Below are 14,903 nucleotides of genomic sequence, written 5' to 3' on the forward strand. Positions count from 1 at the left end.
TTGTCTATCGCCTCAGCTTCAAATGGCGTTTCTCGAACTTGAATAGTTTCTCCCAAAAGTCACCTCAAATGTTACGAATCAACGAATCTGCGAATCAACGAATCTGCGAATCGAAGCTCGCACTAAATTTGGGTGGCGGGGTGGGATTCGTCTATTCGTCTATTCGTCTATTCGTCCTCAATGCGTCATCGCATACACCACGATATTAATACCCATCGGATACGCCTTGGGCGCGGAAAAATTGCGAAAATACTCGTAATTCTCGCCCTCGCGCTCCCAACCATCGCCCAAATCTGTATTGTGCATCACCACGACCATCAACCGTCCATCCCGATCAAAAATGCCCTTGCAATGCGCCTCAGAACCGTATTGGTCATAACGCCCAGCCCAGCCCTCATAAGTAATCCCCGTCGATTGCCAGTCCCAGAAACTCCCCAGACCCGGCACCTGCGGCACCTCCTTGATATCAAACACAATGTGAAACAACTCGTGATCCAGCGGAATATCCACCAGAGGAAATTCATCGGGTGGCAACACCTGAGAAATCTCGTACTCCCAATTTCGCCACGCATCATCTCCCCAGAAATCATCCACCAGCAAAAAACCACCGCGCAACAAATAATCGCGCAACCCCTCCTGCTCGGACACACTCAGCGCCATCCGTCCCACCTCGAGCATATAAATAAACGGATACTTAAACACCTCGGGATCATCGAGACGCACGACCACATGCTTAAACTGCCCATCTTCTGTGCGATTCACATTGAGCGTTGTAATTTGAGACAACCGCAGTGAAAAATTCTCATCCGACTCGGGATAATCCACCGACCAACTGCCCCGCCGCCGCCGATACCCCCAATCATCATCGCCCGTATAATTCGAATACTCGATACGACAAAACGTAAACGTATTACCCGGAAAAATATCGCGCTCCATCCGCTCAATAGGACCTCGCCGTCTGCGACCGAACTGTGCATCGACATCCCACTCGGGCATCAACAGCACCAACAAACACGCCAACAAAATTCGCATCACGGCACCTCCACCAATTCCAACAACAACTGTTGTGCATCCCAAAAATGCGGCATGGTTTCCAACAGCGCGAGCACCTCGGCTTTTGCAGCCTTGACCTCGCCCTTTTTTGCGAGCGCCTCCGCCAGATTGAGCCGATGCTCGGCGCGTCCTGGTACATCCAGATAAATAAGCCGACGCCAATCCGCGATAGCCGCATTCCAGTCTTCCAGCATCTCGTAAACCTCGGCACTTCGCGTCAGTATCTCAACCTGAAAAGGACGAACAGCCAATGCCCGATCCAGCACGGCACGCGCAGCCGTCCAGTCTTTATCCTCCACATAAAATCCACTCAATAACAGACAGGCTTCATGCGCCATCGCATCCCATCCAACGAGCTTTTTTAATGCTTTGCGATACCACTCCGGATCACCGCGCACAGCACCGGCATCTGCCCATAGCCGCAAAGGCGCATCTTCCGCAGCATAGTCCGGATACAAAGCGTACGCCTCCAGGAAAAACCGCTCGGCATCCGCCCAGTTTTCTGTCTCAACTGCCTCTTTTCCGGCATCCACCGCCTTGCGAAACTCCGAATTTTTGGACAGCGCCTTGAGGGGCGCGCATCGATTCCCCAGATATTCCATAAACCGCTCATCCACAATACGAGCAGAAACACCACTGGCCGAAATCAACGCCTCAACAGCCTCCATGCCATCGCCAATGCGGTCGAGTGCTGTCACCAGTGCATCGTGGCCGTAGTGATTCACATAAAAAGCCACAAACTCGCCCGATACAAAATACCCATACATCAGATGCATCGGCGTTTCTGGATCGGTAAAAAACCGCCCGAGATCGCCTACAGCGGGAAACCCCTCGCCATCTACAATATGTTTAAATTCCGGCCCCAGTCGCTGCCCCCACGACACATCCTTTTGCGTCTCTTCATAGACCGAAATCCCCTCCGACAACCAGCGCGGCATGCGATTGTGGGTCTTTTGCAGCGTAATCACATGCACAAACTCGTGCCACAACACCTGTTGCCAGTTCATCGTACCGGGTGGTCGTGCCCGGGGAGAATCCATCGTAACCAACCGCCCAAAACAAATACCCAAATGCCCCGCATTGCCCGGCAGTCCAACCGACCGCACCATAAACACATCGTGATCGTCAAACACCTGCACCACCACGGGCGTGTGCAATGCAATATTGTATTTTCTCTGATAGTATAAAGCCGCTTCATTGAGCAACTTCAACAACTCATCGGACATCACCTCGGCTTCTTGCCTGGGCAATTGCAACTTAAAAATACCGCGCGATATCGTCACAAAACCATCGATCGCATCGGCAGCTTCGAGTAAGTTATACGCCCGCACGCTATATGGGTCGGCAGCAAAAACTTGCTCCAACTCGCTCCGAGCCTCGGCATCTTTGCCCAACCGCAACAAATCATACGCCAACAGCAAACGCGCCTCGACATCTTTTGCATCAATTTCCAATGCACGCGCTTGAAAAGCACGCCCTTCTTCAAACCGGTATTGCCGCGACGCAATGCGCCCGGGAATGCGAAAAGCCCCTGAAAAATACCCATTAAAAGCCAATACTCGTTCCTGCGTCTTTTGCATCGCCGCAGAATCGTCCAATAAAAAAAACGCCGCCGCCTTTAACCCCAGCGCTTTCAGGTGATTTGGATTAACAGAAAGGATAGAATCCAACACCTCAAGCGCATCATGTGGCGCATTGCGATCCAGCAATTGCTCGGCTTGCAACCGCTGGACCTCTAAATGATTCGGATTGAGGGCGAGAAGTTGCGCCATCACTTCCGAAACCCGCTCGTCGCCCGCGCGGTAATAACACCACATCAACCCCGCCAGAGCCTCCTGGTTCTCGGGGTCCAACGCGAACGCTGCACCGTATTTTTCTGACGCCACGTCAAAAGCGCGTTTGTCCAGCGCCAGATTGCCCGCCGCAACCAGCACAGACGCGCTATTGGGAAAAACCTCAGCCATCAAATTGTAAAACCGCAACAGCGATTTTGGATCTTCGCCCTTTAACTCGCGCAGACGCGCAATTGCGATTAAATCATCGACATCATGGCGATATTCCGACAACAAGCGCACCTGATCCTCGGCCTTCATCAATGCCAGGCCATAATCGCCCATCCGACCGCGCAGGCGATACAATTCGGCCAATCGCACGGTCGCATCGAGCGCACTTCCAATCCCTTCCAGTTGCTCAATCGCTTCGTCAACGCGTCCCGTCAACGCCAGCAACTCGGCATAATCCCGCCGCGTTGACCACGGGTGATAAGACGCGCGATCGAGCACTTTCACCGCCTCGGCATAATCACCCCGCGCCCACAGCACGCGATAATCCGTCTCCTGAGCAGAAACGCTGTCCGAGCTAAAGAGTATTGCGAAGATTAAAGATGTGGTTTTGGCTATTCGCAACATAATCATAAATCCCGACCAACCTGCATACACTTGCCCGCGCTTTCAAAATTTCGACACCAATACCATCTGGTTTGTTCCCATTCACCTCTCACCTATTATACGGAAAATGCCCCCCGCGCACATTGCGCCATACCGCGTCACAAGCCTCTAACACATCCTCATCCAAACGCCCATCTGCCGCCTGAATATTGTGCGTCAGGTGTTCCAACTTGCTCGCACCCAAAATCATCGAATCGACAATCGACTGAGACATCAACCATTGCAAAGACAATTCAATCATCGTCTTGCCAGCAGAATGTGCAATCTGCTTCAATTCATCGAGCGCATCAAAATTGCGATCATACCAGAACCGGCCGTAATAATCCCGGTTCAAATCGAAACGCGTGCCCGCTGCGGGTTCGGTATCCCGTGTGTGTTTGCCCGTCAGCATGCCCGCTGCAAGCGGATTATATACCGCCATCCCAATATTCATTTCACGGCTAAACGCAACACACTCCTCATCGATACTCCGCGTAATCAAATTATAGGGTACCTGCAACACCACAGGCGGTGCCCAATTGTTTACATCGCATTTCCAAAGTGCTTTCATCACCTGCCACGAAGCGAAATTCGACATCCCCACATATATGACCTTCCCCTGTTGTACCAAAGTGTCAAACGCCGCCATTGTCTCTTCAAGAGGCGTATTCCAATCGGGCTTGTGCAAATAGAGAATATCCAGACAATCGGTCTGCAACCGCTTCAAACACGCTTCCACTCCCCGAATCACGTGCCAGCGGTGCAAGCCCTGATCCTTAATCTCATCCTGTCCGACAAAATTGGCGATCTTGCTCGCCAAAATCACCCGATCGCGTTTGCCCTTGAGCGCCTTACCCACAATTTCTTCGGACACGCCATTCACATAAGTATCTGCCGTATCGATAAAATTCACACCGGCATCCAGAGCCGTATCCACCATGCGAATAGACGTAGCCTCATCGGCCTGATCCCCAAATGTCATAGCGCCCAAACATATCCGCGACACGCGAATACCCGTCCCTCTCAAAACGCGATACTCCATCTCTCCTCCTAACTGTTGCTTGTGCAATCTTTTTTCTTATCTTTAACTATCGCTATAACATAACACTGTCTCGCGACTTCGCAATATACTATGATCTGGCTCTTCATCTTTATTTTTCTCGCATTTTGGGTCTATATGGGCATTGAACTCTACCTGTATTTCCGAAAACCCAAAAATACCGACAACTGGGACGACCTGTCCGAATGGGCGTGGCGGCGCACAGTGCGCAAAGCCATTGACGAGATGTTAAAAGAGAAACGGTAGTCAGCAGGTTTTATGAACGCATTCCAAAAAACCGCCATCACCACCCTCGTTGCGATCCTCTTGCTCATCGGCGTTGGCAGTCTCGTGCGCGTATCAGGCGCGGGCCTGGGGTGTCCCGACTGGCCCCGGTGCTGGGGCTGCTGGTTCCCGCCCTCGAGTATCGACGACATCAACCGGGCCTATCTCGCAGAACGCGGGCTAAACATCGAAGACTTCAACCCTGTCAAAATGTGGATCGAATACATCAACCGCCTCATCGGCATGATCATCGGCATGCTGGTCATCGCCACCTTCTTGCGCGCCATCCCATATCGAAAAACACACCCTGCCATCTTCTATGGATCGCTAATAGCCGTCTTCCTGGTTGGCTTTGAAGGCTGGCTCGGCGGTCAAGTCGTAAAATCCGGTCTCAAACCCGGCATGATCACATTGCACATGGCAGGCGCAATGGTACTCTTATGCCTGTTGCTCTACGTCACATTTCGCGCCGTTGACATCCGCCTTCCCGCCACATTGCCTACCCCCAAATTACTCGCCCACCTCTCTGCCCTGCTCTTCATCATCGTATGTATTCAAATGCTACTCGGCACACAGGTGCGCGAAGCCATCGATCCCTACATCAAAAATAGCGCGGGCGTCGCTCGCAGTGCGTGGATCGCCAATATTGGCCTTATGGATCACATCCACCGCTCTTTCACCTGGGTGGTAATTGCCGTTGCCGCTTATCTCGTCTATATCATACGCAAAAATGCAATAAGAGGCTTGCTCAAAGTGAGCAGCTACCTCGCATTCGCACTCATTCTGTTTCAAGCAGCCAATGGCATAGCTCTGGCGTATGGCGGGCTACCCCGCGTATTTCAAGTACTCCATCTCGTGACCGCGGCCCTGCTAATCTGCGCGGTCTATGCCCTGTGGCTCGCACTGAGAACCATCAACACAAGGAGGTCTTCATGAAAGTTTCCGTCTGGCACCGCGAACTCTCCGATTCGTATCTGCGATTTGTCACCCAACTCGGCGCTGACGCCCTCGATTTTGGGACTGATACGGACATTCCTGGCGTTGCAGAACAGGGGTATCCCGACCTGGACGAACTTCTAAAAGTAAAGAAAAAAATCCATTCCTGGGGCCTGTCGATCAACCGCGTCAGCCTGCCGAATATCACGGAAAAATTTATGACCGATCAACCCGGCGGCGAAAAAGAACTCGAAAATACATGTACGGCACTGCGCATACTTGCCGAAGCAGGCGTACCCATTGCACGACAGCGATTCTGGGGCGACACCTTTAACGAACTCATGTTTCGCTACCGATCTGAACACCGCGGCGGATACCTCTCGCGAGGCGAAAGTCAGGCACTGACCAATCCCGTGCCCGAAACCCCCGATTACGAAGCCCTGCAAGACTGGTGGAAACACTTCTGCATCGTCTATGAAAACCTCGTGCCCATAGCCGAAGAAACCGGGATTAAGCTCGCCATTCACCCGTCGGACACCCCCAATCCGGACACCCCGTTGGGCGGCCTGGGGTTTCACCGCGTCATCGACGCCTTTCCCAGCGCGCAAGTCGGCTATCTCTACTGCTGTGGCACCCGCGCCGAAGCTGGTGGCTCACCGCTCGTCCTCGACGAAATTAACAACTACGGCCGCAAAGATCGCATCTTCATGATACACTTCCGCAACGTGCGCGGCTCACTCGCCACGGCGCGCGGTTTTGAAGAAACTTTGCTCGATGACGGCGACATGAACATGTTTAAGCTCTTGCTGGAACTCAATCGCGTGGGCTTTGATGGCTGTCTGAATCCCGACCACATTCCCGGGCTCGAAGGCGACAACGATCCCATCACTGGTGGGCTGGCTTACTCCGTGGGCTACATCAAAGCACTATTTGCCGCCCTTGCCGCCCTGCCATAATGCGGCGACTGCGACGCGCTCACCATCTTGACAACCCATAAGCGATTTGATATATTTGCCTTCGCACTGGATCAGGTGCCGAAGTGATGGAACTGGTAGACGTGCGGCGTTCAGGGCGCCGTGGGCTTAGGCCCGTGTGGGTTCGAATCCCACCTTCGGCACCATAAATTCTCACATAGAACACAGAAAGGGTTATGCCGCTCGGCATAACCCTTTTTTATACACAACGGAGCGCGAGGGTGATCAATTACGGCGAAGGAGTTGCACTTGGGGCGTCACTGGTTTGGGCATCCACCAGCCTCGTCTTAAGAACGCTATCCCAGCACCAGCCATCGGCACTCATCACAGCTATCCGCTGTGGGATTTCTGGACCATTTTTCTGGATGCTATTGCCTTTCGGTCCCCCCCTATCCACACTCGTCAACGTACCACTGCACGAATGGGGGCTGTTGATCGGCTCCGTATTCATCGGCATAGTCATTGGCGACCAACTCTATTTGCACGCCATGAAAGAAATTGGCGTATCGCGCACAATGGCTCTGGTTGGCACGCTTCCAATAACCACGCTCATTTGGGAACAACTGCTACTCGATGTACCCGTCACCCACACCTTTATTTTTGGATGCGTGTTGGCGGCATCCGGCGTTATCTTACTCTCTCAACGACCACGCAAAAAACGCCAGGACACGCAAGAACACCCCATCCGCCTCAAACGCGGGATAATCTTCGCCCTTCTTACAGCCTTGCTCTGGGGTTTGAGTACCACCATGCTCAAACCTGCAATGACCCATCTCACCAGCATTCAGGCCAACAGCGTGCGAATGCCGCTCGTAGCCATGGCATTATTTGGTATTTGGCGGCTCAATCAGGGGCGCGGCAACCTGCGCGACATCGGATGGCGGACATTTGCTCTGATTGCCCTGACAGGACTTTTGGGCATGGGCTTCGGATCATTCTTCTATGTCGAAGCCGTACTGTTTATCGGACCAGCCAAAACAGCAACACTAACAACTGCAACACCCGTCCTCTCACTTATTCTGGCCGTGATCTTTCTCAAAGAACAAATTACGCTCCGCCTTCTCGCAGGGGTTGCTCTCTGCGTGGCCGGCGTTCTGCTCGTACTTTGATCCTTGATTGCACAGTTGACAAAGTCTTAAGTACAAATTAAACTATGTCCCCTTCAGAAACCCAGTGAATATACACGACAGCTAAAAACAGGAGCAAACATGGACGGCATTCACGACATGGGCGGGATGCATGGATTTGGTCCCATAGAGCGCGAAGAAAACGAACCCTTATTTCACCACCCCTGGGAAAGCCGGGTACTCGCCATATCCGTAGCCACACCTGTGCCGATCCCCGGAGGCTCTCGCAACAACATCGAAAACATGGATCCGGCACACTACCTCTCGTCCAGCTATTACGAAAAATGGCTATACTCCCGTATCAAAGGACTGATCGACGCTGGCGTCCTGACCCCAGAGGAGATGGAAACGCGGATGGCGCTCTTCCGCAACAATCCCAATGCCGAAACGCCTGCACACCCCGATCCCGATGCCGTCAGAGCAGAACTCAAACGACCGCGTCCCGCTAATCCACCCCAACAAAAAATGGACATCCAGCCGCAATTTTCCAATGGCGACCGCGTAAAAGCGCGCAATATCCACCCCGAGGGCCACACCCGGCTTCCCCGATACGTACGGGGCAAATACGGCACAATCATCAATTACTACGGCATCGATAACCTCCAGGACACCGAACTGCCCACAGGGTGTACAAATCGCCAGCAACCTTTATATGCCGTGCGCTTTGAAGCCTCGGAACTGTGGGATAGTGCCGCCGAAACAAAAAGTGCCGTCTATCTGGACATGTGGGAAAGCTATCTGGAATCAGCCTAATCGTCCCCAGACACAAAAGGATATTTTTATGAACACAGTTACCCAAACCGAGACCGATGTAGCCCTGCGCACCAGGGCACTCGAATCGCTCCTGATCGAAAAGGGATTGATCACAACAGAAATTATAGACGAAGTCGTGGAAAAATACGAAAAATACGTAGGTCCCCTCAACGGTGCCAGAGTGGTTGCCCGCGCCTGGACAGATCCGGACTACAAGCGACGGCTAATAGAAGATGGTAGAGCGGCAATTGCCGAACTGGGGTTTGACAGCGCGCAGGGTGCCAAAATCGTCGTACTGGAAAACACCCCAGATGTTCACCACCTCGTCGTCTGCACCCTTTGCTCTTGTTATCCCTGGTCCGTACTCGGCTTGCCTCCGAACTGGTACAAATCCTACGCGTACCGCTCGCGAGCTGTACGAGAGCCAAGAGCTGTCTTGCGGGAATTTGACCTCGACCTGCCCGACACCGTAGAAATCCGCGTCTGGGACAGCAACTCGGATCTCCGCTACATGGTCCTGCCCGAACGCCCTACCGGCACGGAAGACTACACCGAAGAACAACTCATCTCACTTGTCACACGCGACTCAATGATCGGCGTCGCCAAAATCGAATCGCCCTCAAAGTGAAGCCAGAATGACTCAAAAAACCGACAAAAAAATCGCTACCCTGGACACGAAAATTGCCCTGCCCAGAGAAAATGGAGAACTCGTTTTTCAGGATACCTGGGAAGCGCGCGCTTTTGGCCTTGCCGTTGCACTCAACGAAAAAGACCTCTACGAATGGCGTGAGTTCAGTTCTCAATTGGCTTCGGAAATCGCCGATGCAGAACAAAACAACAACCCATCGAGCTACTATGCCCGATGGGTCGCTTCCCTCGAAGAACTGCTTATTGATAGAGGCTTGATCAGCCGGGAACAACTGGACGCCAGAACAGCGGAATACGCCTCTGGCATTCACGACCATCATCACGACCACTAAAATTTACAACCAGCAAACCAGAAAGGGTTACGCCATCTCGACGTAACCCTTTTTTACTATTAACTTTACTGGCGTTGTGCCCAGCGTATGCCTATGCTGTGAGCCTTCTCAAATTACGCGCTCTTCTTTTGATTTTTCCATCTGCGTTCATCTGCGTTCATCTGTGGATGCTTTTTTCAACGCTCTCGCCCAGACACAAACAAATCGTAAGAATTTGACTGCCAGCCGCCATCATTTACAATTCCATCGTTGGTATCCCTCAACCATTTGACCATCCGATCCTTCATGCGTCTGAGCACGTGTTTGTACCCCAGCTTAGGCGCTAAATTGTGCAACTCCCCGGGATCACTCTCCAGGTCGTAGAGTTCATCTTCACTACACGGATTGTAGATATACTTCCACTTTTGGGTCTGCACCATTCGAATCGTACACAGCGCAGGCTCGTACCCGTGATGCTCTGCAAAAATATCCTCTCGCCAATCCGACGGCGTCTCCCCGCGCAGCAAGGGCAATAAAGAACACCCATCGACCTTATCGGGAATATCCACGCCCGCCATCTCGAGAAACGTCGGCATCATATCGACCAAACTCACAAAATCATCGCAAACACGATTGGGTTCAACAACACCCGGCCAACGGATCGCCAATGGAATCTGGTGCGTCTCATTGTACATATTCATCATCTTATTAAACAAACGGTGACTGCCCAGCATATCGCCGTGATCCGAACTGTACACAATCATCGTATTATCCAGCTGACCCGCTTCTTCCAGAGCATCCAAAACGCGCTGCACCTGATCATCGATAAACGTACAGTATCCCCAATAGGTCGCGATCACCTTCTGCCAATCTTGCCAGGTCAAATGACTGGCATTCCACCTGAGCATCTCCTTTTGCTGAACACTCGGTTTATCGACAAACTGCTCGTCGAAATTGATCCAGCGTTCCACAGTATTGGGATCGTACATCTCATCGTAAGGTTCTGGCACACAATAGGGAAAATGTGGACCAAAAAAACTGCTACAAATCATAAAGGGTTTATCAACCTCACAAAATCCTTCAATCAGATCAATCGTCCTATTGGCAGTCCAGTGCTCCTGCATATACTCGGCGGGCAACTGAGACCGACCGCAAAAAGGCGCGTCACCCCCCCATTCCATGCGTTGAACCTCCTGTGCATATCCCCAATCAAAACCCGCATCGCGCACACTCTGGTTCCAATCACGCGTCGTATGCCACGGATCAAACCCCCAAAATTCGCTATCCCCCTCCCTGGGCAAATGCCATTTGCCCACATAACCGACATTATAACCCGCGTCAGATAAAATCTGCGGATAGGCGGGCTTATCCAGAATATTCAAATCAAAAGCCCGATTAAAATTGCCCATATTCGACATCTGTCCGTGATTATGTGGAAACATGCCGGTAAGCAATGACCCGCGCGCAGGAGAGCAAAGGGCAATGGGCGTATAAGCCCGGCAAAAACGCATGCCCTCTCTGGCAATGCGATCAATCGCCGGCGTCTTGCACACCGCATTGCCATTAAATCCCAGCGCATCATAGCGCTGCATATCGGTAAGCAAAAAAAGGATATTGGGTCTCTCCGTGTTCATATCAACCTCCTGATCATTTATCACTAATTAATTTTTACCCCTCTGAAAACAAATCCAAAACAAAAACGCCCCTATTCCCGTGAGCACAGCCCCAGTCAAAAAAAGGCTCGAATATCCCGCAACCGGGATCATATACCCACCGCCCAGAGCCATTGCCGAATAGCCCACCCCCGACATCATAGCAGTCGCACCCGACATGGCAGTACGCCAGCGCACGGGCACCAATTCCTGATGAAAAATGGCAAAAGCCGAGCGGCGTATCGAAGCCATCGCCATAATCCCCATCAGACAAACCCCCGCAACAATCCAATTTGAAACCAGCGCCATAAAAAAAAGAAAAATAGCTGTAAAAATCGTTACCAGAACCACCGTCCGACGAATGCCCAAACGCGCAGAGAAAAACGGAAGAGACAGCGCAGCCGGAACAGCGAGCAACTGCCCCGCGGCGAGTTGTACACTGATAAGAGAAAGACTGATATTGAGCCCTTCATCCATATAAACATTAAAAAATGTTCGCGCAGCCGCTTCGCCGGCAACGTGGAGAACGGAAATCAGTGCGGTAATAACAATGGCCGCAAGAGGAAGCACAGGCGCATTGGACACATCGCTATTATCCCCCTCTTCCCGCTTGCGTTCAACCTGAACATCCTGCGTGGCAAGCAGTGCGAAAACCGCCGGAATCAAACAAAGTACTCCGATGAACAGCGTATAGCGGTAAACAACCGGCTGCGCGAGTGACACATCGAGCACACCTGCCAAATAATCCGGAACAACGCCCCCCAACATACTCCCGACAAATCCCGAAAATGGCATCAGCGCGGCCTGCACGGCAAAAACCGGATCGCGCTCAACCGGACTCGTAATGCCCATCAAATAAGGCGTACCATTCACAATAAACAGCGCAATACCAATCACACCGAGCGAATAAGATATTAAAATAAAATAATCGCGCGTGCCGGAAGAAATCAACTCTGCCTGTGAAAGCAATCCAAAACCCGCCACAGACACACAAATCCCAACAACCATCGTAAACCGACTGCCCCAGCGTCCACCCAGCATCCCACTGGGCAAACTGGACAGGGCAAAACAAAGTGCCCCCGTCGCATTGGCCAACCCCACAAATTCGGTATTATACCCCAGGCGCAACAAATAGAGATTGTACAAAAGGGGATAAATACCACCAAAAAGGACAAAACCAAACAGCGCATTAGCCATTAAATAGAGGCGCACATCGCGGGAAAAATGCACATTTGAAAAGAGAATAGGCATCTGGATCAGGATGTTCAGAGCTTGCACTGGAGTGGTTCTATCCAGTGATGAAAGGATGTTCAGGATGACCGGCTACTGATTTCTACCCGAACCGAGCTTTTGCCATGCCGCGGGTAGATTGCCTTGCAGGAGTTCGCTTTTCATGCGGATATGTGCGGTATCTCGGTCCGCTGTATGTGCAGCCCAAAAAGTGCTATCTCGCGTGGTTGCCTCCGGCAGAATCACAATTTCCGGCGCCTCAAAAATTGCGGGTGGCAAATCCGTATTGAGATCATAGCGATAGCAACGCGTTGTCGCTTGCGCGGTATAATCGCGTGTCTTAATCGTACAAATTTGGCGCGCGGGCAACCAGTACTCGTTGAGATATCGCGTATTTTGCTGATAAACCTGCCAGTGATCTATGCCGCGCAATTGCAAGAGCGCGGGAAAATTGAGACGCAGGTCATAGCCTACAAGTGAAAAGTCATCGCGGGCGATCCATAAATCGCCGAGCAAGCCCGGCTTGTGCCCGTGCCGCGGCGACACACCAATGCGCGAAACGTGAAGATCGCCCACTTGCACTGTGGAAATGCGTTCATAATGGTAGTGTTCAAGCGCGTCGGACGATAGGGGATGCGGCGCGATTTCAAAGGATTTATCATCTACAATACCCCGTGCAGGGCTTTGCGTGAGACCCGGGGAAACACTCAACCGCCACTTGCCCCAATTGCGTATGCCCGTAATATGCTGCGCGAGACTATCGGGGGGTTGGTAATAGCCTTTAATCGTATATTCAATACCCGCAACGACTTCTTCTGTTTTGCGGTTGATCACCTTCTGGCTACTATACGCATCAAATGCATAAGTATCCATATTTGCGTAACCAGTGTGGAGATATTCGAAGCGGGTATTCGCGATCAGGAGGCGGATCAGATCGGGTGCTGAGATGTCCTGCACTGTGGTTTCCTCGCGCAGGAGTATAGGGATGGGTAAAAGTGAAAGTTCCAGCGTGGAGATCAAACCGCGCGAAAGCACTAGGGTCGTATCTGATGGGGCATACCCCTGGCGACGCGCCTGAACGTGTGCGATCCCCGGCACGAGTCCGTCTATCTCAATGCGCCCGTGCAGATCGGTAATGTGAACGCGGGGGAACTCACCCGCTCGGCGGATAACAACAGTGGCATAAGGCAGGCTTGCACCGGTATCGGCATCGCGACACTGCGCGTCGAGAACAGATGTTGAATCAGTCTGGGCAAGTGAGATTGAAGGCCAGAGGAAAACAGAAAAAAAAAGAGGCAAAAAGCGAATCATTGTTTTTTGCCGCGCGCGAGAATATCCCACACGACTTCGACGCGGTCATCGCGCGTGCCGTAGATCTGATCGTGCAAAAATACGGTCATGTCGGAATACCCGGAAATAAATTGAATTTTATCGCCAATTTTTAGATCGCTATTCGTCAGGCTGAGTAAGGCGTGTTCTGCCGCCAGACCAGTTACGACAACATCTGTTCGGTCTTTGACCTCGGGCAATGAAGGATGGCTACTCGTCGTCTTGCGCCCAGCATCGGCAACTGCGCGGTCGGGAGCCGCGCGACTGATAACCGTGGTCAGCACGGAAAGCGCGTGTTCCAAACCGCGAACATGGAGGCCATCGCGATAATAAGTATCCATAAAAATGCCCCCGCCGGCCTGTATCTCAGTAATACCGGGAAAATCGGGAGTAAATGCGAGCGTACCCGTACCGCCCGCACTGACAATACCGACGCATAACCCCGCATTCTCGATAAGATTGCGCGTCTTTGACAACTCTCCCGCAGCCTTCTTGCAGGCGGCTTCTTTGGCGGCATCATCCAGAGACATCGCGTGCCCTTCGTAACCCATAATCCCCGCAAAAACCACACCGGGCGCGGCATCAGCCTGCTGTGCCAGCGCAAGGGTTGGGGCTCCCGGCGGCACACCACAGCGTTTCATGCCAACATCTACTTCAACAAGCACGCGCACGTTGACCCCAACATCTGTGGCCGCGTCACTTATCGCGTGGATATGAACGGGATCGTCAACCGCCACCATAACATCTGCGCGGCGGCGCAGGTTGACCAGACGCGCGACTTTTTCCCGTCCAACAACTTGATTGGCGACGAGTATATCCGAAATACCGCCATCTGCCAGCACTTCGGCTTCACCGAGTTTGGCACAGGTAATGCCAATAGCACCTGCACACAGTTGTTTGTGGGCAATAGCGGGCGTTTTGTGGCCCTTGGCATGGGGCCGCCAGTGCAACCCGCTATCTCGACATCGAGCCGCCATCTTCTGGATATTATTTTCCATCTTATCCAGATCAATGAGCAGCGCGGGCGTATCGAGCACCTGTATGGATTGACCAATTGGAGAATAGGGCATAATAAACCTTACAAGTTAGAAGTGGGAAGTAAGAAGTTAGAAGACCTCCCAACACCGCCCCAAAGCGGCT

General features: G+C 52.2%; 13 protein-coding genes and 1 tRNA gene. 7 read left to right on the forward strand and 7 right to left on the reverse strand.

Features of this window, described 5'->3' with window-relative positions:
* Positions 1-177: 177 nt before the first annotated feature.
* The 3 genes from F4Y39_03240 to F4Y39_03250 form a co-directional block, all read right to left on the reverse strand.
* Positions 178-1,032, reverse strand: a complete 855-nt coding sequence (locus F4Y39_03240; protein ID MYC12718.1) for a DUF4159 domain-containing protein — start codon at positions 1,030-1,032, stop codon at positions 178-180.
* Positions 1,032-3,467, reverse strand: coding sequence for a tetratricopeptide repeat protein (locus F4Y39_03245; protein ID MYC12719.1), 2,436 nt, complete (start codon positions 3,465-3,467; stop codon positions 1,032-1,034). Before F4Y39_03245 ends, F4Y39_03240 begins: the two co-directional genes overlap by 1 nt.
* 82 nt (positions 3,468-3,549) lie before the next feature.
* Entirely contained in the window at positions 3,550-4,521 is a 972-nt protein-coding gene (locus F4Y39_03250) for an aldo/keto reductase (GenBank protein MYC12720.1), read from the reverse strand.
* 276 nt (positions 4,522-4,797) lie between these two features.
* Between F4Y39_03250 and F4Y39_03255 the strand changes: the two genes are divergently transcribed.
* The 7 genes from F4Y39_03255 to F4Y39_03285 all read left to right on the forward strand — a co-directional run bounded on the left by F4Y39_03255 (position 4,798) and on the right by F4Y39_03285 (position 9,573).
* Entirely contained in the window at positions 4,798-5,739 is a 942-nt protein-coding gene (locus F4Y39_03255) for a heme A synthase (GenBank protein MYC12721.1), read from the forward strand.
* Entirely contained in the window at positions 5,736-6,695 is a 960-nt protein-coding gene (locus F4Y39_03260) for a TIM barrel protein (protein ID MYC12722.1), read from the forward strand. Before F4Y39_03255 ends, F4Y39_03260 begins: the two co-directional genes overlap by 4 nt.
* Before the next feature lie 77 nt (positions 6,696-6,772).
* Positions 6,773-6,859 (forward strand) — tRNA-Leu (locus tag F4Y39_03265).
* A gap of 30 nt (positions 6,860-6,889) precedes the next feature.
* On the forward strand, positions 6,890-7,822 hold the full coding sequence (locus tag F4Y39_03270) for a DMT family transporter (GenBank protein MYC12723.1): 933 nt from the start codon (positions 6,890-6,892) through the stop codon (positions 7,820-7,822).
* 99 nt (positions 7,823-7,921) lie between these two features.
* Positions 7,922-8,593: a nitrile hydratase subunit beta gene (nthB, locus tag F4Y39_03275; GenBank protein MYC12724.1), complete on the forward strand. Its 672-nt coding sequence runs from the start codon at positions 7,922-7,924 to the stop codon at positions 8,591-8,593.
* 28 nt (positions 8,594-8,621) lie between these two features.
* Entirely contained in the window at positions 8,622-9,221 is a 600-nt protein-coding gene (gene nthA, locus F4Y39_03280; GenBank protein MYC12725.1) for a nitrile hydratase subunit alpha, read from the forward strand.
* Between the two features lie 7 nt (positions 9,222-9,228).
* Entirely contained in the window at positions 9,229-9,573 is a 345-nt protein-coding gene (locus F4Y39_03285) for a nitrile hydratase accessory protein (GenBank protein MYC12726.1), read from the forward strand.
* Between the two features lie 176 nt (positions 9,574-9,749).
* Here F4Y39_03285 and F4Y39_03290 read toward each other — a convergent pair whose 3' ends face one another.
* The 4 genes from F4Y39_03290 to F4Y39_03305 all read right to left on the reverse strand — a co-directional run bounded on the left by F4Y39_03290 (position 9,750) and on the right by F4Y39_03305 (position 14,833).
* Positions 9,750-11,186: a sulfatase-like hydrolase/transferase gene (locus F4Y39_03290; GenBank protein MYC12727.1), complete on the reverse strand. Its 1,437-nt coding sequence runs from the start codon at positions 11,184-11,186 to the stop codon at positions 9,750-9,752.
* A gap of 27 nt (positions 11,187-11,213) precedes the next feature.
* Entirely contained in the window at positions 11,214-12,455 is a 1,242-nt protein-coding gene (locus tag F4Y39_03295) for an MFS transporter (GenBank protein ID MYC12728.1), read from the reverse strand.
* Positions 12,456-12,527: 72 nt separating this feature from the next.
* A complete protein-coding gene (locus tag F4Y39_03300) occupies positions 12,528-13,745 on the reverse strand; it encodes a carboxypeptidase regulatory-like domain-containing protein (protein MYC12729.1) in 1,218 nt (405 codons plus the stop codon).
* Positions 13,742-14,833, reverse strand: a complete 1,092-nt coding sequence (locus F4Y39_03305; protein MYC12730.1) for a DSD1 family PLP-dependent enzyme — start codon at positions 14,831-14,833, stop codon at positions 13,742-13,744. Before F4Y39_03305 ends, F4Y39_03300 begins: the two co-directional genes overlap by 4 nt.
* Positions 14,834-14,903 lie beyond the last annotated feature (70 nt).

The sequence above is a fragment of the Gemmatimonadota bacterium genome, from assembly GCA_009838845.1.
GTDB lineage: Bacteria > Latescibacterota > UBA2968 > UBA2968 > UBA2968 > VXRD01.

Bases quoted from the DNA above. Each gene is read 5' to 3' on its own strand.
- F4Y39_03240 (MYC12718.1), bottom strand. From the start codon at position 1,032: ATGCGAATTTTGTTGGCGTGTTTGTTGGTGCTGTTGATGCCCGAGTGG.
- F4Y39_03245 (MYC12719.1), bottom strand. From the start codon at position 3,467: ATGATTATGTTGCGAATAGCCAAAACCACATCTTTAATCTTCGCAATA.
- F4Y39_03250 (MYC12720.1), bottom strand. From the start codon at position 4,521: ATGGAGTATCGCGTTTTGAGAGGGACGGGTATTCGCGTGTCGCGGATA.
- F4Y39_03255 (MYC12721.1), top strand. From the start codon at position 4,798: ATGAACGCATTCCAAAAAACCGCCATCACCACCCTCGTTGCGATCCTC.
- F4Y39_03260 (MYC12722.1), top strand. From the start codon at position 5,736: ATGAAAGTTTCCGTCTGGCACCGCGAACTCTCCGATTCGTATCTGCGA.
- F4Y39_03270 (MYC12723.1), top strand. From the start codon at position 6,890: ATGCCGCTCGGCATAACCCTTTTTTATACACAACGGAGCGCGAGGGTG.
- nthB (MYC12724.1), top strand. From the start codon at position 7,922: ATGGACGGCATTCACGACATGGGCGGGATGCATGGATTTGGTCCCATA.
- nthA (MYC12725.1), top strand. From the start codon at position 8,622: ATGAACACAGTTACCCAAACCGAGACCGATGTAGCCCTGCGCACCAGG.
- F4Y39_03285 (MYC12726.1), top strand. From the start codon at position 9,229: ATGACTCAAAAAACCGACAAAAAAATCGCTACCCTGGACACGAAAATT.
- F4Y39_03290 (MYC12727.1), bottom strand. From the start codon at position 11,186: ATGAACACGGAGAGACCCAATATCCTTTTTTTGCTTACCGATATGCAG.
- F4Y39_03295 (MYC12728.1), bottom strand. From the start codon at position 12,455: ATGCCTATTCTCTTTTCAAATGTGCATTTTTCCCGCGATGTGCGCCTC.
- F4Y39_03300 (MYC12729.1), bottom strand. From the start codon at position 13,745: ATGATTCGCTTTTTGCCTCTTTTTTTTTCTGTTTTCCTCTGGCCTTCA.
- F4Y39_03305 (MYC12730.1), bottom strand. From the start codon at position 14,833: ATGCCCTATTCTCCAATTGGTCAATCCATACAGGTGCTCGATACGCCC.